The organism is Pseudomonas knackmussii B13, assembly GCF_000689415.1.
In the GTDB taxonomy this organism is placed as follows: Bacteria; Pseudomonadota; Gammaproteobacteria; order Pseudomonadales; family Pseudomonadaceae; genus Pseudomonas; species Pseudomonas knackmussii.
Genome location: NZ_HG322950.1, coordinates 6,114,693 through 6,137,802, shown reverse-complemented (window position 1 = coordinate 6,137,802; position 23,110 = coordinate 6,114,693). Strand labels below are relative to the sequence as shown.

20 protein-coding genes are annotated in these 23,110 nt (G+C 67.4%); 9 read left to right on the top strand and 11 right to left on the bottom strand.

The features are described from left to right. Positions 1-164 precede the first annotated feature (164 nt). From PKB_RS28535 to PKB_RS28525, 3 genes are all read left to right on the top strand, one after another. A complete protein-coding gene (locus tag PKB_RS28535) occupies positions 165-1,394 on the top strand; it encodes a nucleoside recognition domain-containing protein (RefSeq protein WP_043256705.1) in 1,230 nt (409 codons plus the stop codon). Positions 1,395-1,610: 216 nt separating this feature from the next. Continuing rightward, positions 1,611-2,900, top strand: a complete 1,290-nt coding sequence (gene tcuC / locus PKB_RS28530) for an MFS transporter (RefSeq protein WP_043256704.1) — start codon at positions 1,611-1,613, stop codon at positions 2,898-2,900. Between the two features lie 120 nt (positions 2,901-3,020). Continuing rightward, the gene (locus PKB_RS28525) at positions 3,021-3,575 is read left to right on the top strand and encodes a GNAT family N-acetyltransferase (RefSeq protein WP_043256703.1); all 555 of its coding nucleotides are present in this window, start codon (positions 3,021-3,023) and stop codon (positions 3,573-3,575) included. Here the strand turns inward: PKB_RS28525 and PKB_RS28520 are convergent. Beyond that, positions 3,572-4,963 (bottom strand): M16 family metallopeptidase, encoded by a 1,392-nt coding sequence (locus PKB_RS28520; protein WP_043257886.1) that lies wholly within the window; start codon positions 4,961-4,963, stop codon positions 3,572-3,574. The two genes, PKB_RS28525 and PKB_RS28520, sit on opposite strands and share 4 nt — an antisense overlap. A 213-nt stretch (positions 4,964-5,176) precedes the next feature. On the opposite strand from PKB_RS28520, the gene PKB_RS28515 reads away from it, so the two are divergent. Continuing rightward, the gene (locus tag PKB_RS28515) at positions 5,177-6,142 is read left to right on the top strand and encodes an SDR family oxidoreductase (protein WP_043256701.1); all 966 of its coding nucleotides are present in this window, start codon (positions 5,177-5,179) and stop codon (positions 6,140-6,142) included. On the opposite strand, the gene PKB_RS28510 is transcribed toward PKB_RS28515, so the two are convergent. The 5 genes from PKB_RS28510 to PKB_RS28490 all read right to left on the bottom strand — a co-directional run bounded on the left by PKB_RS28510 (position 6,139) and on the right by PKB_RS28490 (position 13,264). Continuing rightward, positions 6,139-7,704, bottom strand: a complete 1,566-nt coding sequence (locus tag PKB_RS28510; protein ID WP_043256700.1) for a methyl-accepting chemotaxis protein — start codon at positions 7,702-7,704, stop codon at positions 6,139-6,141. The genes PKB_RS28515 and PKB_RS28510 overlap by 4 nt on opposite strands. Further along, a complete protein-coding gene (locus tag PKB_RS28505; protein WP_043256698.1) occupies positions 7,701-9,878 on the bottom strand; it encodes a putative bifunctional diguanylate cyclase/phosphodiesterase in 2,178 nt (725 codons plus the stop codon). Before PKB_RS28505 ends, PKB_RS28510 begins: the two co-directional genes overlap by 4 nt. A gap of 157 nt (positions 9,879-10,035) precedes the next feature. Continuing rightward, positions 10,036-10,359: a hypothetical protein gene (locus PKB_RS28500; RefSeq protein WP_043256697.1), complete on the bottom strand. Its 324-nt coding sequence runs from the start codon at positions 10,357-10,359 to the stop codon at positions 10,036-10,038. 70 nt (positions 10,360-10,429) lie between these two features. Further along, positions 10,430-11,476: an AraC family transcriptional regulator gene (locus PKB_RS28495; RefSeq protein WP_043256695.1), complete on the bottom strand. Its 1,047-nt coding sequence runs from the start codon at positions 11,474-11,476 to the stop codon at positions 10,430-10,432. Between the two features lie 66 nt (positions 11,477-11,542). Continuing rightward, positions 11,543-13,264 carry a Na/Pi cotransporter family protein gene (locus PKB_RS28490; protein WP_043256694.1) on the bottom strand — a complete coding sequence of 574 codons (1,722 nt, stop codon included), beginning with the start codon at positions 13,262-13,264 and terminating at the stop codon, positions 11,543-11,545. A gap of 260 nt (positions 13,265-13,524) precedes the next feature. Here PKB_RS28490 and PKB_RS28485 point away from each other — a divergent pair, with 260 nt between their 5' ends. After that, on the top strand, positions 13,525-14,013 hold the full coding sequence (locus PKB_RS28485; protein WP_043256692.1) for an LEA/WHy family protein: 489 nt from the start codon (positions 13,525-13,527) through the stop codon (positions 14,011-14,013). 4 nt (positions 14,014-14,017) lie between these two features. Here PKB_RS28485 and PKB_RS28480 read toward each other — a convergent pair whose 3' ends face one another. The 3 genes from PKB_RS28480 to PKB_RS28470 form a co-directional block, all read right to left on the bottom strand. Beyond that, entirely contained in the window at positions 14,018-14,932 is a 915-nt protein-coding gene (locus PKB_RS28480) for an AEC family transporter (protein ID WP_043256690.1), read from the bottom strand. 66 nt (positions 14,933-14,998) lie between these two features. After that, on the bottom strand, positions 14,999-15,598 hold the full coding sequence (cysC, locus tag PKB_RS28475) for an adenylyl-sulfate kinase (protein ID WP_043256679.1): 600 nt from the start codon (positions 15,596-15,598) through the stop codon (positions 14,999-15,001). 11 nt (positions 15,599-15,609) lie between these two features. Next, positions 15,610-16,314, bottom strand: a complete 705-nt coding sequence (locus PKB_RS28470) for a sulfotransferase family 2 domain-containing protein (protein ID WP_043256677.1) — start codon at positions 16,312-16,314, stop codon at positions 15,610-15,612. A gap of 604 nt (positions 16,315-16,918) precedes the next feature. Between PKB_RS28470 and PKB_RS28465 the strand changes: the two genes are divergently transcribed. From PKB_RS28465 to PKB_RS28450, 4 genes are all read left to right on the top strand, one after another. Beyond that, positions 16,919-17,902 carry an ABC transporter substrate-binding protein gene (locus tag PKB_RS28465; RefSeq protein WP_043256676.1) on the top strand — a complete coding sequence of 328 codons (984 nt, stop codon included), beginning with the start codon at positions 16,919-16,921 and terminating at the stop codon, positions 17,900-17,902. Between the two features lie 89 nt (positions 17,903-17,991). Continuing rightward, a complete protein-coding gene (locus PKB_RS28460; protein ID WP_043256675.1) occupies positions 17,992-18,798 on the top strand; it encodes an ABC transporter permease in 807 nt (268 codons plus the stop codon). Continuing rightward, positions 18,786-19,619, top strand: coding sequence for an ABC transporter ATP-binding protein (locus PKB_RS28455; RefSeq protein WP_043256673.1), 834 nt, complete (start codon positions 18,786-18,788; stop codon positions 19,617-19,619). The genes PKB_RS28460 and PKB_RS28455 overlap by 13 nt, the downstream gene beginning before the upstream one ends. A gap of 122 nt (positions 19,620-19,741) precedes the next feature. After that, positions 19,742-21,361 carry a GMC family oxidoreductase gene (locus tag PKB_RS28450; protein ID WP_043256672.1) on the top strand — a complete coding sequence of 540 codons (1,620 nt, stop codon included), beginning with the start codon at positions 19,742-19,744 and terminating at the stop codon, positions 21,359-21,361. 74 nt (positions 21,362-21,435) lie between these two features. On the opposite strand, the gene PKB_RS28445 is transcribed toward PKB_RS28450, so the two are convergent. Continuing rightward, on the bottom strand, positions 21,436-21,906 hold the full coding sequence (locus tag PKB_RS28445; RefSeq protein WP_043256670.1) for a nuclear transport factor 2 family protein: 471 nt from the start codon (positions 21,904-21,906) through the stop codon (positions 21,436-21,438). 170 nt (positions 21,907-22,076) lie between these two features. Then, positions 22,077-23,030 carry a GlxA family transcriptional regulator gene (locus PKB_RS28440; protein WP_043256669.1) on the bottom strand — a complete coding sequence of 318 codons (954 nt, stop codon included), beginning with the start codon at positions 23,028-23,030 and terminating at the stop codon, positions 22,077-22,079. Between the last annotated feature and the right edge of the window lie 80 nt (positions 23,031-23,110).

Genomic DNA, 23,110 nt, shown 5'->3' with positions numbered 1-23,110 from the left:
AGCTTGCTCGCGAACAGCCCCGGCGCGAGGTCATTCGCGAGCAAGCTCGCTCCTACGAAAAGCAGCATCGCCAAGGCCCCGTCAGCGTCCGGGGCCTTGGCGTTTCTGGTCGCGGCCGACGCGCGCCGCTATCATCCCCGGCCAACATCCTCGGGGGGATTCCCATGCTCAATGGCCTCTGGCTCGGCTTCTTCGTGGTCGCGGCGGTCACCGCGCTGTCGCGCTGGCTGCTCGGTGGCGACGCCGGCGTGTTCGCCGCCATGGTCGAGAGCCTGTTCGCCATGGCCAAGCTGTCGGTCGAGGTGATGATCCTGCTGTTCGGCACCCTGACGCTGTGGCTGGGGTTCCTGCGCATCGCCGAGAAGGCCGGCCTGGTCGAGGGCCTGGCGCGCCTGCTCGGCCCGCTGTTCCGCCGGCTGATGCCGGAGGTGCCGGCCGGGCACCCGGCGATCGGCCTGATCACCCTGAACTTCGCCGCCAACGGCCTGGGCCTGGACAATGCCGCCACGCCGATCGGCCTCAAGGCAATGAAGGCGCTGCAGGAGCTCAACCCCAGCAGCACCACCGCGAGCAACGCGCAGATTCTCTTCCTGGTGCTCAACGCCTCGTCGTTGACCCTGCTGCCGGTGACGATCTTCATGTACCGCGCGCAGCAGGGCGCGGTCGACCCGACCCTGGTGTTCCTGCCGATCCTCCTGGCCACCAGCGCCTCGACGCTCACCGGGCTGCTCTCGGTGGCCTTCATGCAGCGCCTGCGCCTGTGGGATCCGGTGGTGCTCGCCTACCTGATCCCCGGCGCCCTCGGCCTGGGCGCCTTCATGGCGCTGCTCGCCGGGCTTTCGGCCACGGCGCTGGCGCAGCTGTCCTCGCTGCTGGGCAACCTCACGCTGTTCGGCCTGATCCTGGCCTTCGTGGTGCTCGGCTGGCTGCGCAAGGTGCCGGTCTACGAAACCTTCGTGGAAGGCGCCAAGGAAGGTTTCGACGTGGCGAAGAACCTGCTGCCGTACCTGGTCGCGATGCTCTGCGCCGTTGGCGTGCTGCGTGCTTCGGGCGCGCTGGAGCTGGTCCTCGATGGCATCCGCTGGCTGGTGCTGCACATGGGCTGGGACACGCGCTTCGTCGAGGCGCTGCCCACCGCGCTGGTCAAGCCGTTCTCCGGCAGCGCCGCGCGCGCCATGCTGCTGGAAACCATGCACAGCCAGGGTGTGGACAGTTTCCCCGGTCGCCTGGCAGCGGTGATGCAGGGCAGCACCGAGACCACCTTCTACGTGCTGGCGGTGTATTTCGGCTCGGTCGGCATCCAGCGTGCGCGCCATGCCGTGGGTTGTGCGCTTCTGGCCGACCTCGCCGGCGTCCTGGCGTCCATCGCGGTCTGCTACTGGTTCTTCGGCTGAGTTCGAATTCGAATTTTCTGGTTCGGGTCAAATACATCCGACGAGCTGTCGCGAAGCTTTCACGAGGCTTTCAAACCCTTGTATTTCGGGCCTTTCGGCGATTTTCCGATTGCTCTCCGGGAGTTTTTACACATAGGGTTACAAATATCTTCCCGGCCGCTGCCCCGATCCTTCGCGCTCGGGAAGGACCCCGTGTCTGCCTGAGTGGTGCTTCCAATGGCTTCCAACAATTCCAAGGCCAAAGCCGTTTTCCGTGTGGTCAGCGGCAACTTCCTCGAGATGTACGACTTCATGGTGTATGGCTTCTACGCCACCGCCATCGCCAAGACCTTCTTCCCCGGCGACAACGCTTTCGCCTCGCTGATGCTGTCGCTGGCCACCTTCGGCGCCGGCTTCCTGATGCGTCCGCTGGGCGCCATCTTCCTCGGCGCCTACATCGACCGCCATGGCCGTCGCCAGGGCCTGATCATCACCCTCGGGCTGATGGCCATGGGCACCCTGCTGATCGCCTTCGTGCCGGGCTATTCCACCCTCGGCGTGGTGGCGCCGATTCTGGTGCTGGTCGGCCGCCTGCTGCAGGGCTTCTCGGCTGGCGTCGAGCTGGGCGGGGTGTCGGTGTACCTGGCGGAGATCGCCACCCCCGGCAAGCGCGGCTTCTTCGTCAGCTGGCAGTCCGCCAGCCAGCAGGTGGCGGTGGTCTTCGCCGGGCTGCTGGGGGTGATCCTCAACCACTGGCTGAGCCCCGAGCAGATGGGCGAGTGGGGCTGGCGCGTGCCGTTCTTCGTCGGCTGCATGATCGTCCCGGCACTGTTCATCATCCGTCGCTCGCTCGAAGAGACCGAAGCCTTCCAGAAGCGCAAGCACCATCCGAGCCTGGGCGAAGTGCTGCGCTCCATCGGCCAGAACTTCGGCCTGGTGCTGGCCGGCACCGCCATGGTGGTGATGACCACCGTGTCCTTCTACCTGATCACCGCGTACACCCCGACCTTCGGCAAGAACGAGCTGCACCTGTCGGACTTCGACAGCTTGCTGGTGACCATGTGCATCGGCCTGTCGAACTTCATCTGGCTGCCGGTCATGGGCGCGCTGTCCGACCGCATCGGCCGTCGTCCTCTGCTGATCGCCGCGACCAGCCTGGCGCTGCTGACCGCCTACCCGGCGCTGTCCTGGTTGGTCGCCGAGCCGAGCTTCGCGCGCCTGCTGATGGTCGAGCTGTGGCTGTCGTTCCTCTACGGCAGCTACAACGGCGCCATGGTGGTGGCGCTGACCGAGGTGATGCCGGCCGACGTGCGCACCACCGGCTTCTCCCTGGCCTACAGCCTGGCCACCGCGACTTTCGGCGGCTTCACGCCGGCGGTCTGCACCTGGCTTATCCACAGCCTGGACAACAAGGCGGCGCCCGGCCTGTGGCTGAGCGGCGCGGCGCTGTTCGGCCTGGTGGCCACCCTGGTGCTGTTCCGCCGTGGCGGCCGTGCGCTGCCCGGCGGCGCCCTGGCTGGCGCCTGAGTCAGCCCTGCGACAAATCGTCCCTGGCGCCTCCGGGCGCCAGTTGACCCCCGTCAAGGGAGGCCGGATGGGGAAGAGAGAGGATGCGCCATCCCTTTCTGTTCTCTCTGGAGACGAGCCATGTCCACCCACCTGCAGTCCGAAGCGGCGGCCCTTGCCGCTGCCGGCCACGACCACTGGATCGAAACGCTGGAAGACGGCAGCCACGTGCTGATCCGTCCGCTGCGCAGCGAGGATCGCGAGCTGGAACGCGCCTTCCTCGAGCGCCTGTCGCCCCTGACCCGCAAGCTGCGTTTCCACGCCGTGGTGAAGATCAGCGATGCGCTGCTCGATAGCCTGATGGACGTCGACTACCAGCAGAACATGGCTTTCATCGCGCTTGCCCATGTCGATGGCGAGCTGCGCGAAGTCGGCATCAGCCGTTATGCGGCGGGCGAAGCCAGCGGCCAATGCGAATGCGCCCTCACCGTAGCGGACGAGTGGAAGCGCCGCGGTCTGGAGCAGGTGCTGATGCGCCGGCTGATCGAAGTGGCGCGGCGTAACGGTTTCAGCGAGATGTACAGCGTCGACCAGGCCATCGACCGCGACATGCGCGACCTCGCCCGCGAGCTGGGCTTCTGTGCACAGCTCGATCCGGACGACGCCACCCGCGTGGTGCGCCGCCTGGAGCTCTAAGCGGTTTTGTCGTCGCGGCGGCGAACGCGCAGCAGGGCGAAGCCCAGGGGCGCGAGCAGGAGTAGCGCCGCCGCGGCGCCGAGCGGATAGACCATGTCGTCGTCCAGCAGTGGACGTTCGATGCGCAGGTAGCCGTCGCCCTTGAACAGCTCGCGCGCCGCCGCGTTGGCCTGTTGCAGGCTGACCTGGGCCAGGCGCCGGTCTTCGTTGGGAAAGCGTTCGCCGTCGTAGTCGCCCAGCGCGCCCCAGTAGTAGTCGGCCAGGCTCGCATTGCTCGGCGTGCTCCAGGCCAGCTGCGCCCGCGCCACGCGCTGGATGCGGGCGAAGCGCGCCGGGTCCAGGCCGTGCTCGCGGATGTTGTCGAGCAACTGGCGCATGGCCTGGACGGTGGCGTCCTGGTCTTCCCGTGCGATGTCCGCGTTGAGGCTGAGGAAACCCTGGTTGGCGTAGGCCGCGCGCTCGCTCCAGGGGCCGTAGGACAGGCCGTGGTGGACGCGCAGCTCGCTGTACAGCAGGTCGCTCAGATAGGCCTGCAGCAGGTCGAGGGCGGCGCCGTCGGCTTCCTCAGGTTCCGGATAGATCCAATGCACCACCGCCCCCTCGCCGAACAACCCGGTGTTGAGGGTGCGCATGGCCGCGGCCGGGCCCTTCATGCTCGGCAGCTCGCGGCGTTCCGGCGTCGTGTGGTCGGGCAGGCTGCCAAAGGTGCGGTTGAGGTAGGCGGGCAGGCGCGGGTCGAGGTCGCCGACCACGATCAGGGTCATGTTGCTCGGCACGTACCAGTCGCTGCGCAGCTTCTCCAGCTGTGCCTGGGTCAACTGCGCCACCTCGGGCCGCTCAGTGCAGGCCAGGCCGAGTTCCACGGCCAGTTGTTCCTGTCCGGGCCGGCTGGTGTTCTGGTGGTCGAGGAACCGCTGCAGGTGCGAGTAGTGCCCACCGTCCTCGCGCACCAGCACCTGCTTGGTGGCTGCGATCTTGGCGGTGTCGAGTCGGGTGCGGGTGAGCACTTCCAGCAGCAGGTCGAGGACCTGGCGCTGGGTGGCGGCCGGCGCCTCGATGACGAAGGTGGTGTCACCCTCGCTGGTGTAGGCGTTCCACTGGCCGCCCAGGGCCTGCATGCGGGCTTCGAGGTCGGCTTCGTCGCCGCCGTTCAGGCCGCTGAAGAACAGGTGTTCCATCAGGTGCGGGAGCTGGCGGTCCTGGCAGGAGAAGTCGGAGAAGCCGACGCCGACCACCAGGCGGATCGACACCGAGCCGCTCTGCGAAGTGGGCTTGAACAGCACACCCATGCCGTTCTGCAACTGGTAGCCCTCGACCGCCGCGCGTGGGTCGGCGCCTGCCCGGGAAAGGAGCAGCAGCAGGAACAGAGGGACGAACAACCAACGCATGGAACCGGGCCCGGCGAAGCAAAGCCACGAGAATAGCGGATTGATCCGCATCTACCTACCCGCTGCGCGCCCGCCGGCGATGGAGGGCATGCTCGGCATCCGACCGGCGAGCGGTTGTCTCCGCCGATCATCGACAGTGGCGCGAAGTATCACTGCTGGCCTATTGCGACTAGCCTTACCCTGGCTCTTCCCGCTTCTCGTCGAGGCTTCCCCATGCGGGTTCTGATTACCGGCGCGGCCGGCTACATCGGGCAGAATCTGCTCAGCGACCTGGCCGTCCAGCACCTGGACTGGCACCTGATTGCCGCCGACGTACGCGCGTTGCCCGGGCACAATCTGAAGCCCAACGTCGAACCCGTGCGCATGGACCTGAGCCATCCCAAGCAGGTGATGGACTGCGTGCGCAACTATCGGCCGGACGCCATCGTGCATTTGGCCGCGGTGATCAATCCGCCGCGCGACATGTCGCCGGTGTTGCTGCACACCATCGAAGTCGGCGGCACGCGGACGCTGATCGAAGCCGCCGGTGAGTGCAACGTGGGCCAGCTGATCGTCACCAGTTCCGGCGCCGCCTACGGCTATCACCCGGAAAACGCCGAGTGGATCGACGAGGAGGACCCGCTGCGCGGCCATCCGCAGTTCGTCTATGCGCGGCACAAGCACGAGGTCGAGGAGCTGCTGGCCAAGGCGCGGAAGACTTATCCACAGATGCGCCAGCTGGTCCTGCGCCCCGGCACCATCCTCGGCCGCGGCGCACACAATCCGATCACCGACCTGTTCAAGCGCCGCTCGGTGCTGGGCATCAGCGGGCGTTGCAGCCGCTTCGTGTTCATCTGGGACCAGGACGTGGTGAACATCATCCGCCAGGGCCTGGAGCGCAACAGCGAAGGCATCTTCAACCTGGCCGGCGACGGCGCCCTGAGCATGCGCGAGATCGCCGAGATCCTCGGCAAGCCCTACCGCCCCTATCCGGCCTTGGTGATGCGCAGTGCGCTCGCCGTGCTCAAGCCGCTGGGCCTGTCGCAGTATGGCCCGGAGCAAGTCGACTTCCTGCGCTACCGTCCGGTGCTCGCCAACCGGCGACTCAAGGAGGAGTTCGGCTACCAGCCGCGCTACTCCAGCCGCGAGGCCTTCCTGGCCTTCCTCGCCGCGCGTGGCATCAAGGCGGACAAGCGCTAGCCACGCCGACCCTCCCAGAAACTGCCGGCGAGCAGCCGCAGGTCTTCGGCCAGCTGCGCCATGCGCGAGGCGCTGGCCTGGCTCGCGCCGGCGCTCACGGCATTGCCGTCGGCCGATTCGCGGATCGCCAGCAGGCTGCGCTGCACCTCTTCGCTGGCGCAGCCCTGTTCCTCGATGGCGCCGGCGATCTCCAGGCTCATGCGCTGGATCGCCGCGGTCTGCGCGCCTATCTGCTGCAGCGCGCCGGCGGCCTGGCCAGCCTGCTCGAGGCTGGCCTGCGCCTGGTTGCAGCATTGGCGCAGGGCTTGTACCGAATCTCCGGCGCCGCGTTGAAGGTCGCCGACCAGCCTGTGGATATCTTCCGCCGAGTCGGCCGTGCGCGAGGCCAGCGCGCGAACCTCGTCGGCGACCACGGCGAAGCCCCGGCCGGCATCGCCGGCGCGCGCAGCCTCGATGGCGGCGTTGAGCGCCAGCAGGTTGGTCTGCTCGGCGACGTCCTGGATTACCTGGAGCATCCGCGAGATGCCCTCGCTGTGCCCGTGCAGCTGCTCTACCGCACTGCTGGCCTGGCGCACGCCGGACTCCAGCTCCGAGAGGCGGTTGCGCGTGGCTTGAACTTCACCCTGTCCGGATTGGGTCACGCGGTCGCTGCATTGCGCGGCCACCGCGCTGTGCTGGGCGTTGCGCGCAACGTCCTGGACGCTCTGCGCCAGCTGTTGCATGGCGCTGGCCACCTGGTCGGTCTCCTGCTGCTGGCGCCGCGTGCCGGCGTAGCTGCTGGCCACCGCCGTGGCCAGCTGTCCGGCCTGCTCGGCGAGCTGGCGCGCGGCTTCGGCCATGCGCCCGACCACCGCGCCGGTCTCGGCTTCGAGCATGCACAGGGCGAAATCGATCTCGCCGAACTCGTCGTCGCGGCCGCTGTACAGACGCTGGCTCAGCGGGTTGTCGGCGATGCGTCGGACGCGCGCGAGCAACGGACCGAACGGGCGCAACTGATGGATCAGCCAGGCACCGCCGAGCAGCAGGGCGAGCCATGGCGAAAGGAAAGACAGGCCCGGCACGGCGAAGGCCAGCAGGGCGCCCAGGCCTTGCGCCAGGAGCAGTCCGCCGAGCAGTCGCGGCAACAGTCCCAGGCGCGGCCGAGCGAGGCGGGCGCCGGCGCGCACCTGTGCATAAAGTCGCTCGGCCGCTTCTATCTGGGCGGGTTCGGCGCGGGTGCGCACCGACTGGTATTCGACCACCTTGCCGTCGCGGCGGATCGGCGTGGCGAAGGCGCTCACCCAGTAGTGGTCGCCGTTCTTGCAGCGGTTCTTCACCAGGCCCATCCAGCTGCGCCCGTCCTTCAGCGTCTGCCAGAGGTGGGCGAAGGCGGCCGGCGGCATGTCCGGGTGACGCACGCGGTTGTGGTTCTGGCCCAGCAGCTCCTCGGCGCTGAAGCCACTGATGCTGATGAAGTCCGGGTTGATGTGGCTAACCGCACCCTTGAGATCGGTGGTGGAAAGGATGTTGGCGCTGGCCGGTACCTCGACCTGGCGCCCGCTGACCGGCAGGTTGAGCTTCATCGCGGAGTCTCCGGGTTACTGGCGAACAACTGGTCGGCGGCCATGGGGCGGCTGAACAGGAAGCCCTGGGCGAAACGGCAGCCTTCTTCGTGGAGGAACTTGAGCTGGTCTTCGTGCTCGACGCCTTCGGCCACCACTTCCAGGCCCAGGCTGTGGCCCAGGCCGATGATCGCCCGGCAGATGGCGCTCATCTCGGGATCGTCGGGGACGCGGGCGATGAAGCTGCGGTCGACCTTCAGCAGGTGCAGCGGGAAGCGCTTGAGGTAGCCCAGCGAGGAATAGCCGGTGCCGAAGTCGTCGAGGGCCAGGTACACGCCGAGCGCGGCCAGCTCGCGCAGGCAGGCGAGGGTATCGGGAGCGTCCTGCATCATCAGGCTCTCGGTTATCTCCAGCACCAGGCTGGAGGGCGCCAGGCCCGTCTCGCCGAGGATCTGTTGCAGGCGCTCGGCGAAGCCCGGCTGCTGCAGCTGGCGGATCGACAGGTTCACCGAGCAGTACAACTGCGGCTGCCCTTCGCGCTGCCAGGCCAGGGTCTGCCGGCAGGCCTGGCGCAGGACCCAGTCGCCGACGCGGACGATTTCCCCGGATTCCTCCAGCGCCGGAATGAACTGCAACGGCGAGACCGCCTCGCCGTCGCGGCGCCAGCGCAGCAGTACCTCGACGGCGATGCAGCGCGGCGGGTCGATGTCGATATCCAGGATCGGCTGGTAATGCAGGTCGAACTCCCCGCGGTCGAGCGCTTGCGCCAGGTCGCTTTCCAGCGCCAGGCGGTGCTGCGCGGCGGCCTGCAATTCGCTGCTGAAGCGCGCGTACTGCGCCTTGCCGGCTTCCTTGGCGCGGTACAGCGCAAGGTCGGCCGCCTGCAGGGTGTCCAGCGCCTGGCCATCGCCGATCAGCCCGGTGATGCCGATGCTGGCGCTGACCACCAGGGTGCGGCCGTCCAGGTGCAGCGGCTGGTGCAGGCAGTCGAGCATGCGTTGGGCGACCCCCTCGGCATCGGCCAGGCTGGCCATGTCGTCGAGCAGCACGACGAATTCATCGCCACCGAAGCGGGCCAGGTGATCGCCCGGACGCAGGCAGCGCAGCAGGCGCTGGGCGACGTCGACCAGCACGCGGTCACCGACGGCGTGGCCGAGGCTGTCGTTGATCAGCTTGAAGCGGTCGAGGTCGATGAACAGCAGCCCGGCCTCGCGCGCGCCGGGCCGGCGCTGGCGCTGCAGGGCCTGTTGCAGCAGCTCGTCCAGGCGCAGGCGGTTGGCCAGGCCGGTCAGCGGGTCGTGGCGCGCGGCGTGGCTGAGCTGGTGCTCGCTGGCCTTGCGCTGGCTGATGTCGGTCTGCGAGCCGGCCATGCGCCCTTCGGTGATCACGCCGCGCGCGAGCACCCACAGGTAGCTGCCGTCGCGTTGGCGAATCCGGTACTCGTGGCTTAGCAGGGTGGAGTTGCCGCGCAGGTGCGCTTCGATCGCCTGGTTCAGCCCGGGCAGGTCGTCGGGATGCACGCGTGCGAACCAGCTGGCGCTGCCTTCGCCGAGGCTGTCGCGGTTCAGGCCGAGCATGCCGGCCCAGCGCTCGGAAACGTACAGGCGGTCGTTGCCCAGGTCCCAGTCCCAGATACCGTCGTTGGCCCCGCGCAGGGCGCGGGCAAAGCGCGCCTCGCTGTCTTCCAGGGCCTGGCGCTGGGCTGCGGTGTAGGTGTCGATGGCCAGCGACATGTCGAAGAACACGCGCTTGAGCAGGCTGGCGAAGACCGGGGCATGGGGATGCGCGCCAAGCAGTTCGTCGAGGATGTGGTCGAGGTACTGGCGGTAGGCGCCCAGGTACCACTTGAGGTCGACGCCGACCTGCTGGTGGACCATGCCGATGCGCAGGCGGTCGCGCACGTAGGTGGGGTCGAAGGGCGCGCTCCACAGCTGCCGGTAGTACTCGGTCTGGCTGTGCTTGAGGCGGGTGAGGATGGCCGGGTTGCCGATGATCGAGGCCAGCGGCGGGAATTGCGCGAGGTGGTCGTAGAGACGGTCGATGAACAGCAGGTGGCTGTCCTCCAGGTCCTCGAACTCGTGCAAGCGGCGGCCGTCGGCCTCCTGCCAGTCGAGGTAGCTCAGGCGTTGCTCGACCTCCGCCGGCGACAGGCCGATGCGGTCTAGAACGCTGTCGAACTTGGGTCCCAGGCCCATGCCATTGTTCTCCTTGTACTTTTCTTCGGGCATGAAAAAAGCGCCGCCCCGTGTCGACCGAGTGATCGGTGACGGTGGCGGCGCTTTGTCTTGCAGGCCCTGGCGTCCTGCCCGGCAAAGCCGGCTCCGGATGTAGCGGAGTTCTGGTCGGCGATTTTTACACCAGCGGATATCTGTCAGACAACTCCTTCAGTGCATTGCTGAGACGCAGTCGGAGTTCGCCCAGCTCTCGGGACTTGAAGGCGTGGCGGCTGCGTTCGAGCACCGTGATGGCGTCGTCCAGCAGGGCCAGCACGCGTGCGCTGTCGCTCAGGGGCGCGTCCTTGAACCAGCGGCACAGTGGCGCCTGCGAGCAGTCCTGGCGGCCGCTGAGCACTGCGCAGGGCATCTCGTGGGCCGCCAGCAGGGCACGCAGCTCGCGGGCTAGTGTCGGGTCTTGGGACGTGACCAGCAATTGCGCTGGAAACCGGCTGAGGGTCATTTCGATACGGCTCGGTAATATCAACTGGCCATTAGGTTAGTGAATGGCCAATCCGTGACATTGATCCGGGTCAGTTCGACGCTGGAGTGATCTTGGCAGCCGATTGACGGTATTCGCCTGGAGTCTTCCCGGTCCAGTGGCGGAAGGCACGGAAGAACACGCTGGGCTCGGAATAGCCGAGCAGCAGGGCAATGTCGGTCGCCGGCAACTGGCCTTCCTCCAGGTAGCGCTCGGCGAGCTGGCGGCGAGTGTCAGTGAGCAGCTGTTGATAACTGCTGCCTTCTTCCGCCAGGCGCCGCTGCAGGGTGCGCTCGCTCAACCCCAGTTCCTGGGCCAGCGCCGCGCGACCGGGTTCGCCGCGGCTGAGCTGGTTGCCGAGCAGCGCCGTGACCCGCGCCCGCACGCTGGCGCTGGGCAGCTTGGCCAGCAGGCTCTCGGCGTGCTGGCGCAGCAGGTTGCGCAGGGGCGGGTTGGCTTGCGGCAGCTGCTTGGCGAGCAGGCGTCGCGGCAGGCACAGGGAGTATTCGTTGCCGCCGAAATGCAGCGGACAGGCGAAGCGCTCGCGGTAGTGGTCCAGCGTCGGCGGCTCGGCATGGATGAAGTGGCAGCCGGCCAGTTCGAATTCCGGCAGCAGGGCGCGCAATTGCAGGACCCAGAAGCTCATCAGCGCCAGGACCCGCGCGCGGGTTGCCGGTACCAGCGGGTTCAGCGGCAGGTAGCTGATCCAGGCCAGGTCGCCGGCCTCGCTCATCAGCACTTCGCCACCCTCACCGCCCAGGCGCTGGTAGCGCAGGGCGGTCTCCAGCGCCTCGCCGAGGGTGGCGCTGGTCTGCAACAGGTAGTTGAGGACGCTGAATGACGCCGCTGGCAGGTTCCCGCCCAGGGCAAGGCCGGGTTCGGGATGCTGCAGGTGCGTCTGGATGTAGTGCCAGAGGGCTTCCTGGTTGCGGAAGGCGATGCGTCCGTCGGGGTCGGCCAGTTGGCGTTCCTGCACGTCCGAAGCACTGAGCAATTCGCTGCGCTGCAGGCCCAGGCGTTCGGCGGCGACCAGTACAGCCTGCGTGAGGCCGGCGCTGACCGAGGGTTGGCAATGGCTGAGGGGGCTGCTGTCGTCCATGGCGGCTGATTCTGCCCGATCCGGATGAAAAGTGTCAGCGTCTTGACGTCATGCTTCGGAGCGCACTTATCCGATGGCGCTGGAATCCGAAGGGGATGTCGGCAGGCGCTGTTCCTCCAGTCCTCGAACGTCGTCCTCCTGCAGTGCCTCCAGGGCTTCCTCGAGCTCGCCGGGGAGCGTGTCGGGGTTGTCCAGCACGGCGTAGGCGATGGCGCAGAACAACGAGTTCAGGCGTTTCATATCGGAAATCAGGTCCAGGTGCAGTGAACTGGTTTCAATACTCTGCACGACCTGCTGGCGCAGGCGTTCGACATGCGAGTGCGCGTAGCGCCGTTCCTGCAGGCGGAAGCGCTGCTTGGCGCGGCGCAGGCGGCGCGCGCCTTCCTGGTCGCCATTGAGGAACACCGACAGGCTCAGGCGCAGGTTGACCTGCAGCTGGCTGTGCAGCGCGGTGATCTCGGCCAGGCCGTTGTCGGAGAAGGAGCGGCTGCGCGAGGTCTTCTTGTCCTGCACGGCGCTGAGCATGTGCTCGATGATGTCGCCGGCCTGCTCGAGGTTGATCGCCAGTTCGATGATCTCCGCCCAGCGCCGGCTGTCGCGCTCCACCAGGTCCTCGCGGGGCATGCGCGCCAGGTACAGCTTGATCGCCGTGTAGAGGGCGTCGACGTCGTCGTCGAGCTTGCGGATCTCCTTGCCCAGCAGCGGGTTGCCGGTGCGGATCACGTCCAGCAGGTTGTTCAGCATCTGCTCGACGATATCGCCCATGCGAAGGGTCTCGCGCACCGCGTTGACCAGCGCCAGGCTCGGCGTTTCCAGTGCCGCCGGGTCGAGGTGGCGGGGGCGCACGCGATCTTCCGGGGTCGGCCGGTCCGGCAGCAGGCGCGTGCAGAAGGCGGCCATGTGGCTGGTCAGCGGCAGGCAGGCGAGGCAGCGCACCGAGTTGTAGAGCACGTGGAACGCGATCACCAGCTCCTGGGTGCGGAACGGCCAGCCGTCGACCCACTGCGACAACGGGCCGATCAGCGGCAGCACCAGCACGCAGCCGGCGACCTTGAACAGCAAGCTGCCCAGCGCCACGCGGCGCCCGGCGGCGTTCTGTGCGGTAGTGCCGATCAGGGCGAGGATGCCGCTACCCAGGTTGGCGCCGACCACCAGGCACAGCGCGACCTTCAGCGAGATCACCTTGGACGTCGCCAGGGTCGCGGTGAGCAGTACGGCGGCCAGGCTGGAGTAGGAAATCATGGCGAAGAGCGCACCGGTCATGGCGTCGAGCATGACGTCGCCGGTCAGGCTGGAAAACAGCACCTTGACACCTTTGGCCTGGGTCATGGGCTCGGCCGCCGCGACTATCAACTGCAGCGCCAGGATGATCAGCCCGAGGCCGATGAAGACCCGGCCGAGTTGCCCTAGCGGCGTCTGCTTGCGCGTCAGGAAGAAGACCACGCCGAAGAAGATCGCCAGCGGCGACAGCCACGACAGGTCGAGGGTCAACACCCGCGCCATCAGCGCCGTACCGACGTCGGCGCCGAGCATGATCGCCAGCGCCGGGGCCAGCGCCATCAGGCCGCTGGCGACGAAGGAGGTGACCAGCAGGGCGGTGGCATTGCTGCTCTGCACCAGCGCGGTGACGCCGATGCCGGCCGCGAAGGCCAGCGGGCGCTTCTGCACGCTGCGGCTGAGGATGCGCCGCAGGTTGGCGCCGTACACCCGCAGGATGCCGGTGCGGACTATGTGGGTGCCCCACACCAGCAGGGCAACGGCGGACAGCAGATCGAGCAGCTTCAGCATGGCGGCCCCCCTCGTACAGCGCGCCGCCCGACGTCCCTTGGTGCCCGTGGACGGCAGGGTCAGCATGGCCGTTCTTTGTCATCTGACTGTCATGGTAGACCCTCGTATTCCCGCGAGGGTTCGCCCGGCAGTGCTTTCCGTGATGCTTTCCCTGAGTAAAGCCCCGACGGGATGAGCCTGTGGAGAATTTGTAGGATCGCCGTGGCGCAGGCACACCCAGCTAGACTTTCCCGACCTCCGTCCCCGAAAGGCCAAACCGCATGCCCATCCGCTCCGTTCTACGCCATCTGCTGACCCTGGCCCTGCTGCTCACCCTGAGTGCCTGCGCCAGCTGGTTCGGTGGCAGCGATCCGCTGCGGGTCGACCTGGTCGGCCTGGAGCCCTTGCCCGCGCAGGGCATGGAGGCGCGCTTCGCGGTCAAGTTGCGGGTGCAGAACCCCAACGACAGCAACATCGATTACCACGGCGTGGCGCTGGACCTGAGCGTCAACGGGCGGCCGCTGGCCAGTGGCGTCAGCGACCAGAGCGGCCAGGTGCCGCGCTTCGGCGAACAGGTGTTGAGCGTGCCGGTGAGCATTTCCGCCTTCCGCCTGGTGCGCCAGGCCTGGGGGCTGGGCAACGCGCAACCGCTGAAGGGCTTGCCCTACGAGCTCAGCGGCAAGCTCGCCGGTGGGCTGTTCGGCACCGTGCGCTTCAACGACAAGGGCGTGCTCGATTGGCCGGCCAATGCGCCGGTGCCTTCGCTCTGAGGCCTCAGCCCGCAGCCTGCACCAGGCCCATCACCAGCAGCAGGCTGGCGCCGGCCAGCAGGGTCTGCAGGGTGATGACGCCGGCCATCAGGTGACTGTCGCCGCCCAGCTCGCGGGTCAGCACATAGGAGGTCGGTGCGGTCGGCAGGGCGAAGAACAGCACCAGCACCGCACTCTCCAATGGCGCCAGGCCGAGCAGCCGGGTGATGCAGAAGGCCAGCGCCGGCATCGCCAGCAGGCGTGTGGCGCAGCAGCCGAGCAGGGCGGGCAGCTCCGCGCGCAGCTCCTTGGGTTGCAGCGCAGCGCCTACGCAGAGCAAGCCCAGCGGCAGGCTGGCTACTGCCAGCAGATCGAACAGCCGGGCACCGCCACCGTCGAGCGAAATGCCGGCCAGGTTGACCAGCGCGCCGGCGGCGCAGGCGAGGATCAGCGGGTTCTTCAGTATCGGCAGCAACAGAGCGCGCGGGCCGATGCCGCGCTCGGCGGTCAGCGCCCAGACCGACATCAGGTTCACCGCCGGCACCAGCAGCGCCAGCATGAGCGCGGCCAGGGTCAGGCCATCCTTGCCGTACAGGCTGCCGATCGCCGCAAGGCCCAGGTAAGTGTTGAAGCGCAGCACTCCTTGTGCCAGGGCGCCGAAGCGCGCCGCGCTCCAGCTGCGCAGGCGCCTCCAGAGCAACAGCAGCAGCCAGGCCGCGCCCAGCCCGAGCAGTACCGCCAGCGCCAGCCGGCCGATGCCGGGATCGTGCAGCGGCGCCTTGGCCAGGCTGGCGAACAGCAGGGAAGGGAACAGGATGAAGTAGTTCAGGCGTTCTGCGGCCGGCCAGAAGGCTTCGCCGGGAAAGCCGCGACGGCGCAACAGGAAGCCGCCGACGATGAGCGCGAAGAGTGGCCAGAGGGCCTCGAACAGGATGGACACGGCTACTCCGCGGCAGGGATAGAGCCGGCATCTTGCCGAGCCGCGATACCCGCGGGCAAGCGCGGCTCAGCCGCGGCAGCGGCGCAGGACCTGCTCCAGCAGGGCGGCGGTGGCCTGTTCGGTATCGACGCGGCTGGTGTCGATCGCGCAGTCGGCGTCCAGCGGCGGTTCGTAGGGGCTGTCGATGCCGGTGAAGTTGCGGATGCGTCCTTCGCGAGCGGCACGATACAGGCCTTTCGGATCACGTTCGGCGCAAACTTCCAGCGGTGTGCTGACGTAGACGCTGAGCAACGCATCCTTGCCCAGGCGCTGGCGCGCGGCTTCGCGGTCAGCGCGGAACGGCGTGATGGCGGAGACGATCACCACCAACCCGGCGTCGAGCATCAGCCGCGCCACTTCGGTCAGCCGGCGGATGTTCTCGCGACGCCCGGCCTCGCTCATGTCGAGGTCGCAGTTCAGTCCGCTGCGCAGGGTGTCGCCATCGATCAGGAAGCTGTGGATGCCCTGCGCATGGAGGGCCTTTTCGAGGGCATTGGCCAGGGTCGACTTGCCCGAGCCGGACAGCCCGGTGAGCCAGACGCAGCAGGGCTGCTGGCCTTTCTGCAGGGCGCGGTCTTGCGGGCTGATGCTGCTGGCGTGGGGGTGGATGTGCAGGGCGTCGGTCATGGGCAGGCTCGTCATTCGTAGCCGAGCAGCTGGTAGTCGCGCTGGTAGGCGCGACGCACCAGGCGGCGCGTACGGGTGCTGCAAAGGTCGCGAGCGGGCTGTTCGCTGCGCTCGCGCGAGGCGTTCAGGTGCGGCAGCTGCACGTCCAGGTTCAGGCGTTCGCAGAGCGCGCGGAAGTCCGCATCGAGGCTCTCCTGGCGGCCGATGAAATCCATCGCCAGGTGGCCGAGGGAGTCGCAGAGGAAATCGGTCTGCGGCACGAAATGCAGTTGCTTGTGCAGGTTTTCCGGATGCAGCCACTGCTGGATGAAGTCGTCGAAGTCGCGGTAGCGGCTGACCAGCTCGTGGGCCGCCTGGTCGCGCTTGGCCAGCTGGTTGCCGCGCAGGTAGGCGTAGGCCGAATAGGCGCGCTCCAGCGGATCGCGGACGAAGCTGAACTTGAAGCTTTCGGCGTAATCCCGGGGGAACTGCTGTTCGTACCAGTACAGCGGCAGGTGGCCGGGGCGACCCTTGCCGAACAGGGCGGCGCAAAGGCTGCTGCCGGCGCACTTGGGTACGTGGATGAACAGGCACCTCTGCTGGCGGAAGTAGTCGGGGAAGTGCGCCTTCGCCGACATTGCCTTGTTCACCAGCGGGCGCTCCTCGGCCGGCATTCGGCTGAGCAGGAAGGCGCGCTGGCTCTTTGGCAGCAGCTTCCAGAAATAGCGTTGCAGCATGGGACTCTCGGTACGTCCTGGGCATCCTTCAATGAAGTGCGTCGGACTGGAAGGGACGATCGAAGTTCAGCAAATCTTAACAAAACTCTGATCCGGGAATATGCCATCCAGGTCAAGACCGTAAAGGCCTTGATACATGGCGACTTCGGCCTGTCCGAAATTTAGCGGAAGAAGCGCCATCCGCATCCCTCGCCGGCATCGCCGATGCCGCCGCCTTACCGCCGTGGCAGGCCGCTTAGGCCGCGTCGGTCGGGGCGCGCAGCAGGGGATGCAGCGCCAGGGCAGGAAACCTGTTTCGACGAAAGAGGGCACATCGATCAACGATAGAGCCTGGCCGACCCTGTACTCGGCCGCGGTTTACATCCTGACCGGGCGGCCAGCTGAAGGCAGCTTTTTCTTATGTCGCAACCACATAAATAATAATTTTCCGAGCCTCTCGCTTCGGCCACCATCGGCCTGTCACCTCTTGCCAACCGCCGCCTGCCAACAGGTGCAGGAGCCGCAGAGCTCCGCGTCGCACAGATTCGGTGAGAGTCGATCTTCGGCCACCTGGCCACTGCCGCAGTTATCCAATAACAAGCCAAATCGGCTGTGGGAGTGCTTCATGAACAAGTCCTTGCTCGTGCGTCTCGCTCGTCCCCTCGCCCTCGCCGGGTTGCTCGCCGGCGCCGCCGGTGCCGCCCAGGCCGGCACCCTGTCCATCGGCCACACCACCTGGGTCGGCTACGGCACCCTGTACCTCGCCCGCGACCTGGGTTACTTCAAGGAACAGGGTCTCGACCTGCAGCTGACTCCCATCGAGGAAGCCTCGATGTACATGGCCGCCCAGGCCTCAGGGAAGCTCTCAGGTTCCGCCTCGACCATCGACGAAATCCTCAAGTACCGCCCGCAGTTCTGCTTCAAGGCTGTAGCCGCGCTGGACGACAGCCATGGCGGCGACGGCGTGCTGGTGGGCAAGGACGTCACCAGCCTGGCCCAGCTCAAGGGCAAGGAAGTGGCGGTCAACGAAGGCTCGGTGTCGCAGTTCTGGCTGTCCTACCTGCTGAAGAACGCCGGCATGAGCATGAGTGACATCAAGGTGCAGAACATGACCGCCGACGATGCCGCCACCGCCTTCATCGCCGGCCGCGTGCCCGCCGCCGTGACCTGGGAGCCGCACCTGTCGCTGGTGCGCCAGAAGCAGACCGGCAAGGTGCTGATCGACAGTACCAGCACCCCCGGCGTGATCGTCGACGTGGTGGCGCTGAACTGCGACGTCATCGAGAAGCAGCCCGAGGACGTCAAGGCGCTGGTGAAGGGCCTGTACAAGGCCGTGCAGTACACCAAGGAGCACCCGCAGGAGGCCTACGCGATCATGGCCAAGGGCGTCGGCGGCTACCTGGCCGATCCGAAGGACCTGGCCGACGCCGCCAAGGGCGTGCGCTTCTACGACGAGGCCATGAGCGAGAAGCTCCTCGGTGCGCCCGGCAAGCCAGGCGACATCAAGGACATCATCGGACTGGCCAACAGCACCTGGACCCAGCTGCAGGGCAAGACCTTCCAGGTCAGCTACGACGACCTGGTCGACACCCGCTACGTCGTCCAGTGATCCCGGCGGGCTCCGTGCCCGCCTTCCCACCCGATTTTTCCACCCCTGATCCTGGCGGAGGCCCCCGGCCGGCCGCATGGAGGTAATCGATGTCTCGTCCCGCGCAATCCTGGCTCAGCCGCTGCCTGACCCCCAAGGTCGAGCTGCCGGTGCGCCTGGTGTGGTCCGCCAGCGCCGTCTGCTGGCTCCTGGTGCTCGGCCTCTGGGCCCTGTTCTCCTACGGTGGCCTGGTGCCCTCGATGTTCCTGCCCAGCCCCGGCGCGGTGGTCGAGGCCGCATTCCGCCTGGCCGGCGACGGCACCCTCGGCACCCATGTGCTGGCCAGCGTCGAAGTGGTGATGATCGGCTTCCTGGTGTCCTCGGTGGTCGCCGTGCCGCTGGGCCTGCTGATGGGCAGCTTCCGCATCGTCCAGGCGTTCCTCGAACCCCTGGTGAACTTCATCCGCTACCTGCCGGTGACCTCCTTCGTGCCGCTGTTCATCCTGTGGATCGGCATCGGCATCGAGCAGCGCGTCGCGGTGATCATCTTCGGCACCTTCTTCCAGCAGCTGGTGATGATCTCCGACGTCTCCCGCGGGGTCTCCAAGGACCTGGTCAACGCCTCCTACACCCTCGGTTGCAACCGCCGCGACGTGGTCATGCACGTGCTCGGCCCGGCTTCGCTGCCCGGCGTGCTCGACACCCTGCGCGTCACCATGGGCTGGGCCTGGACCTACCTGGTGGTGGCCGAGCTGGTCGCCGCCAGCAGCGGCCTGGGCTACATCAGCCTGAAGGCCATGCGTGGCTTCCAGGTGGACGTGATCTTCCTCGCCATCGCCATCATCGGCCTGCTCGGGCTGATCACCGACCAACTGTTCCGCATCATCCGTCTGAAGGTGGCCTCATGGGCGCAGTAACCGCTATGCATCGCAACGACGCGGCTCCCGCCGCACAGGGCGCGCAGCAACCCCGGCTGCGCGTGGAGCAGGTCAGCCTGCGCTACCGCACCCCGGACGGCGGCACCTTCGCCGCGCTGGACAAGGTTTCCTTCGAAGTGCCGGACCAGCAGTTCGCGGTCATCGTCGGCCCCTCCGGCTGCGGCAAGTCGAGCCTGCTGTACCTCACCGCCGGACTCTCCGAGCCCACCGACGGCGACATCTACGTCGGCGGCAAGCGCGTCGAGGGCCCGGGCCCGGACCGCGGCATGGTGTTCCAGAGCTACACCCTGTTCCCCTGGCTCACCGTGCGCGAGAACATCGAGTTCGGCCTCAAGCGCCGCGGCATGCCGGCCTCCGAGCGCAAGGAAATCGTCGACTACTACCTCAACGAAGTGGGCCTGGCGAACTTCGCCGGCAATTATCCCAAGCAGCTCTCCGGCGGCATGATGCAGCGCGTGGCCATCGCCCGCGCGCTGGCCAACGACCCGCAGATCCTGCTGATGGACGAACCCTTCGGCGCCCTCGACAGCCAGACCCGCATGCAGATGCAGAAGCTGCTGCTGCGCGTCTGGGACCACAGCAAGAAGACCGTGGTGTTCGTCACCCACGACATCGACGAGGCCATCCTGCTGGGCGACCGCGTCTACGTCATGGGTGCCCGCCCAGGCCGCATCAAGCGCATCCTCGATGTGCCGATCGAGCGCCCGCGCTCGCTGGACATGGTCATGGACCGCCAGTTCATCGACATGAAGCGCGAGATTCTCGGGCTGCTGCACGACGACCTGGAAGAGGCGCACTGATTAGGTTTTCGCGTTCGCGGGGATGACGTGAAGAGCCGGTGAATGTCGGCACGTGCTCTGCATCGTCTCCCCCCCGAACGCGGGGGCCCAGCGAATGGCCCTCGGGCAACAAGGAGACCCTCATGCCCCACGATCCCAACGCCTACGACTACCTCATCGTCGGCGCCGGTTCCTCCGGCTGCGTGCTGGCCAACCGCCTGAGCGCCGACCCCTCGGTGCGCGTCTGCCTGCTGGAGGCCGGCGGCAGCGACGCCAGCCCGCGCATCCAGACCCCGGCCGGCACCATCACCCTGTACAAGAGCCGCACATACAGCTGGAACTTCTTCTCCGCGCCGCAGAAGCGCCTGAACGACCGCGCGCTGCACTGCCCACGCGGCAAGGCCCTCGGCGGTTCCAGCTCGATGAACAGCATGATCTACATCCGCGGCCACGCCTCGGACTACGACCGCTGGGCCGAGCTCGGCTGCGAGGGCTGGAGCTGGCGCGAAGTGCTGCCGTACTTCCGCAAATCAGAAGGCAATCGCCTCGGCCAGGACCTGGCGCTGCACGGCACCCAGGGCGAGCTCTGGGTCGACCGCCCGCGCGACCCCAACCCGCTGTCGCACCTGTTCGTGAAGGCCGCGCAGCGCATCGGCCTGCGCCACAACGACGACTTCAACGGCCGCGAGCTCGAAGGCGCCGGCATCTACAACGTGACTCAGAAAGACGCGAAGCGGCTGAGCAGCTATCGCGCCTTCGTCGCACCGCTGCAGCGCCCGAATCTCACCGTGCTGACCGACTGCCAGGTGCATCGCCTGCTGCTCGACGGCGCGCGCGTCACCGGCCTTGAGCTGCGCAGCGGCGAACGCCTGCTGGCCAGCCGCGAAGTGCTGCTGAGCGCCGGCTCGCTGGGTTCGCCGCAGATTCTCCTGGCCTCCGGTATCGGCCCGCGCGACGAGCTGCAGGCCGCCGGCATCGAGGCGCGGCACCACCTGCCGGGCGTCGGCAAGAACCTCCAGGACCACCTCGACGGCCTGGTCACGGTGCGCTCGCCGAGCCCGCTGAGCCTGGGCTTCTCCCTCGGTTCGCTGGGCCAGGTGCTGCTCTCGCCGTTCAAGTACCTGCTGCGCAGGAAGGGTTGGCTGACCACCAACTACGTCGAGGCCGGCGGCTTCGCCCGCACCTCGCTGGCGGACGGCCTGGCCGACGTGCAATTCCACTTCGTGCCCGGCTACCGCAGCCATCGCGGCCGGCTGTTCGAGTGGGGCCACGGCTACGCCATCCACACCTGCGTGCTGCGCCCGAAAAGCATCGGTGAACTGCGCGTGAAGCCCGGCGGCGACATCGAGATCGACTACAACTTCCTCGCCGACGAGGCCGATGGCCGGGTGCTGGTGGAAGGCGTGAAGCTGGCGCGCAAGATCCTCGCCCAGCCCGAGTTCGATGCCATCCGCGGCGCCGAGATGCTGCCCGGCCCGCAGGTGCAGAGCGACGAGCAACTGCTCGAACACCTGCGCGACCATGCCGCCACCGTGTTCCACCCGGTGGGCACCTGCAAGATGGGCCACGACCCGATGGCGGTGGTCGATCCGCAGCTGCGCGTCCACGGCCTGAAGGGCCTGCGCGTGGTCGATGCCTCGATCATGCCGACCCTGGTCAGCGGCAACACCAACGCGCCCTGCATCATGATCGGCGAGAAGGCGGCGGCGATGATCCTGGCGGAGCGTTTCGCGCCGGTAGCGAGCGCGGCGGTGCCCGCGTAACGGCGTTATTCACTGGGTTATTCCCCTTCGGGCCAGCGCTTGCGATGGCCTGACGGGGAATAACCCAGAAACCGTCACAGCCCCAGGTCGCTGAGGGACGGATGCTCATCCGGCCGCCGTCCCAGCGGCCAGCGGAACAGCCGCTCGCCCTCGCTGATCGGCAGGTCGTTGATCGATGCGTGCCGCTCGAACATCAGGCCGTTCTCGTCGAAGGCCCAGTTCTCGTTGCCGTAGGAGCGGAACCAGTTGCCCGAGTCGTCGCGCCACTCGTAGGCGAAGCGCACGGCGATGCGGTTGTCGGTGAACGCCCAGAGCTCCTTGATCAGCCGGTATTCCTGCTCGCGGCGCCACTTGGCAGCGAGGAACTCGACGATCTGCGGGCGGCCGCGGAGGAAGGTCGAACGGTTGCGCCACTGGCTGTCCGGGCTGTAGGCCAGGGACACGCGCTGCGGATCGCGGCTGTTCCAGCCGTCCTCGGCGGCGCGGACCTTCTGGATGGCGGTTTCACGGGTGAAGGGCGGAAGCGGGGGACGTTGTTCGCTCATGGCTGTTTTCCTCGGAGAGTGGCGTTGCAGTTGCTGTAATGCTGCGCCTGGCCGGGTTATGGATAAATGACGAAGACCCCACGGATCTTGCCAATCGCTTCATTCCACCGTGTAGGAGCGGCCCATGGCCGCGAATCGCGCGCATGGCGCGCTCCTACAGGGGATACGGATCAGGTCGCCACCCTCGGCAACGCCGCCCGGTCATGGCTCGGGCACACACCGAACTTCGCCCGGTAGCTGCGCGACAGGTACGACGGCGACTCGAAGCCGCAGGCCAGGCCCACTTCCAGCACGCTCATGTCGGTCTGCCGCAGCAGCTGGCGCGCCTTGTCCAGGCGCAGGCCGAGGTAGAAGTTCGATGGCGTGTCGTGCAGGTGCAGGCGGAACAAGCGCTCCAGCTGGCGGCGGGTGACCTGGATGTGCTCGGCCAGCTCCAGGGTCGAGAGCGGTGGTTCGGTGTGCCGCTCCATCTTGCCGAGCACCTGGATCAGCTTCTTGTTGGTTACCCCGTAGCGGCTAGCCAACTGCAGGCGCTGGTGGTCCTGCCGGGTGCGGATGCGCCCGACGACGAACTGCTCGGAGACCTGCACCGCCAGCTCCGGGCCGTGGGCGCGGGCGATCAGGTCGAGCATCAGGTCGATGGACGCGGTGCCGCCGGCGCTGGTGATGCGCGGGCCGTCGATCTCGAACAGCTCCTGGGTTGCCTCCAGTTGTGGATAACTCTCGCGGAAAGCGTCCAGCGCCTCCCAGTGCAGGGTGCAGCGCCGGCCTTCGAGCAGCCCGGCCTCGGCGAGGACGAAGCTGCCGGTGTCGATGCCACCGAGGGTCACGCCCTCGCGATCCAGCCAGCGCAGCCAGTGCACCAGCGCCGGGTTGCAGGTGCCCAACGGATCGAAGCCGGCGACCACGAACAGCGTATCGCCGCGCCGCAGCGTCTCCAGGCCGCTGTCGGCGTTCATCGACATGCCGTTGCTGGCCAGCACCGGGCCGCCGTCGACGCTGCACAGGTGCCAGCGGTACAGCTCGCCGCGAAAGCGGTTGGCCACGCGCAACGGCTCCACGGCGGAGACGAAACCCATCACGGAAAATCCGGGCAGCAGGAGAAACCAGAAGTCATTGGACACGGCGTCATCCGGGCGATTCGGGCGGTGATCAACCGGTATGGAGCATTTATTGGGCGCTGGCAATCGGGGAGGTCGCTGCT

Excerpts from the sequence above, each read along its gene's own strand:
- PKB_RS28510 (WP_043256700.1), bottom strand. The coding sequence starts at position 7,704 with ATGAAGCTCAACCTGCCGGTCAGCGGGCGCCAGGTCGAGGTACCGGCC.
- cysC (WP_043256679.1), bottom strand. The coding sequence starts at position 15,598 with ATGACCGACGCCCTGCACATCCACCCCCACGCCAGCAGCATCAGCCCG.
- PKB_RS28535 (WP_043256705.1), top strand. The coding sequence starts at position 165 with ATGCTCAATGGCCTCTGGCTCGGCTTCTTCGTGGTCGCGGCGGTCACC.
- PKB_RS28505 (WP_043256698.1), bottom strand. The coding sequence starts at position 9,878 with ATGGGCCTGGGACCCAAGTTCGACAGCGTTCTAGACCGCATCGGCCTG.
- PKB_RS28500 (WP_043256697.1), bottom strand. The coding sequence starts at position 10,359 with ATGACCCTCAGCCGGTTTCCAGCGCAATTGCTGGTCACGTCCCAAGAC.
- PKB_RS28470 (WP_043256677.1), bottom strand. The coding sequence starts at position 16,314 with ATGCTGCAACGCTATTTCTGGAAGCTGCTGCCAAAGAGCCAGCGCGCC.
- PKB_RS28525 (WP_043256703.1), top strand. The coding sequence starts at position 3,021 with ATGTCCACCCACCTGCAGTCCGAAGCGGCGGCCCTTGCCGCTGCCGGC.
- PKB_RS28465 (WP_043256676.1), top strand. The coding sequence starts at position 16,919 with ATGAACAAGTCCTTGCTCGTGCGTCTCGCTCGTCCCCTCGCCCTCGCC.
- PKB_RS28460 (WP_043256675.1), top strand. The coding sequence starts at position 17,992 with ATGTCTCGTCCCGCGCAATCCTGGCTCAGCCGCTGCCTGACCCCCAAG.
- PKB_RS28515 (WP_043256701.1), top strand. The coding sequence starts at position 5,177 with ATGCGGGTTCTGATTACCGGCGCGGCCGGCTACATCGGGCAGAATCTG.
- PKB_RS28485 (WP_043256692.1), top strand. The coding sequence starts at position 13,525 with ATGCCCATCCGCTCCGTTCTACGCCATCTGCTGACCCTGGCCCTGCTG.
- PKB_RS28490 (WP_043256694.1), bottom strand. The coding sequence starts at position 13,264 with ATGCTGAAGCTGCTCGATCTGCTGTCCGCCGTTGCCCTGCTGGTGTGG.
- PKB_RS28520 (WP_043257886.1), bottom strand. The coding sequence starts at position 4,963 with ATGCGTTGGTTGTTCGTCCCTCTGTTCCTGCTGCTGCTCCTTTCCCGG.
- PKB_RS28450 (WP_043256672.1), top strand. The coding sequence starts at position 19,742 with ATGCCCCACGATCCCAACGCCTACGACTACCTCATCGTCGGCGCCGGT.
- PKB_RS28495 (WP_043256695.1), bottom strand. The coding sequence starts at position 11,476 with ATGGACGACAGCAGCCCCCTCAGCCATTGCCAACCCTCGGTCAGCGCC.
- PKB_RS28455 (WP_043256673.1), top strand. The coding sequence starts at position 18,786 with ATGGGCGCAGTAACCGCTATGCATCGCAACGACGCGGCTCCCGCCGCA.
- tcuC (WP_043256704.1), top strand. The coding sequence starts at position 1,611 with ATGGCTTCCAACAATTCCAAGGCCAAAGCCGTTTTCCGTGTGGTCAGC.
- PKB_RS28445 (WP_043256670.1), bottom strand. The coding sequence starts at position 21,906 with ATGAGCGAACAACGTCCCCCGCTTCCGCCCTTCACCCGTGAAACCGCC.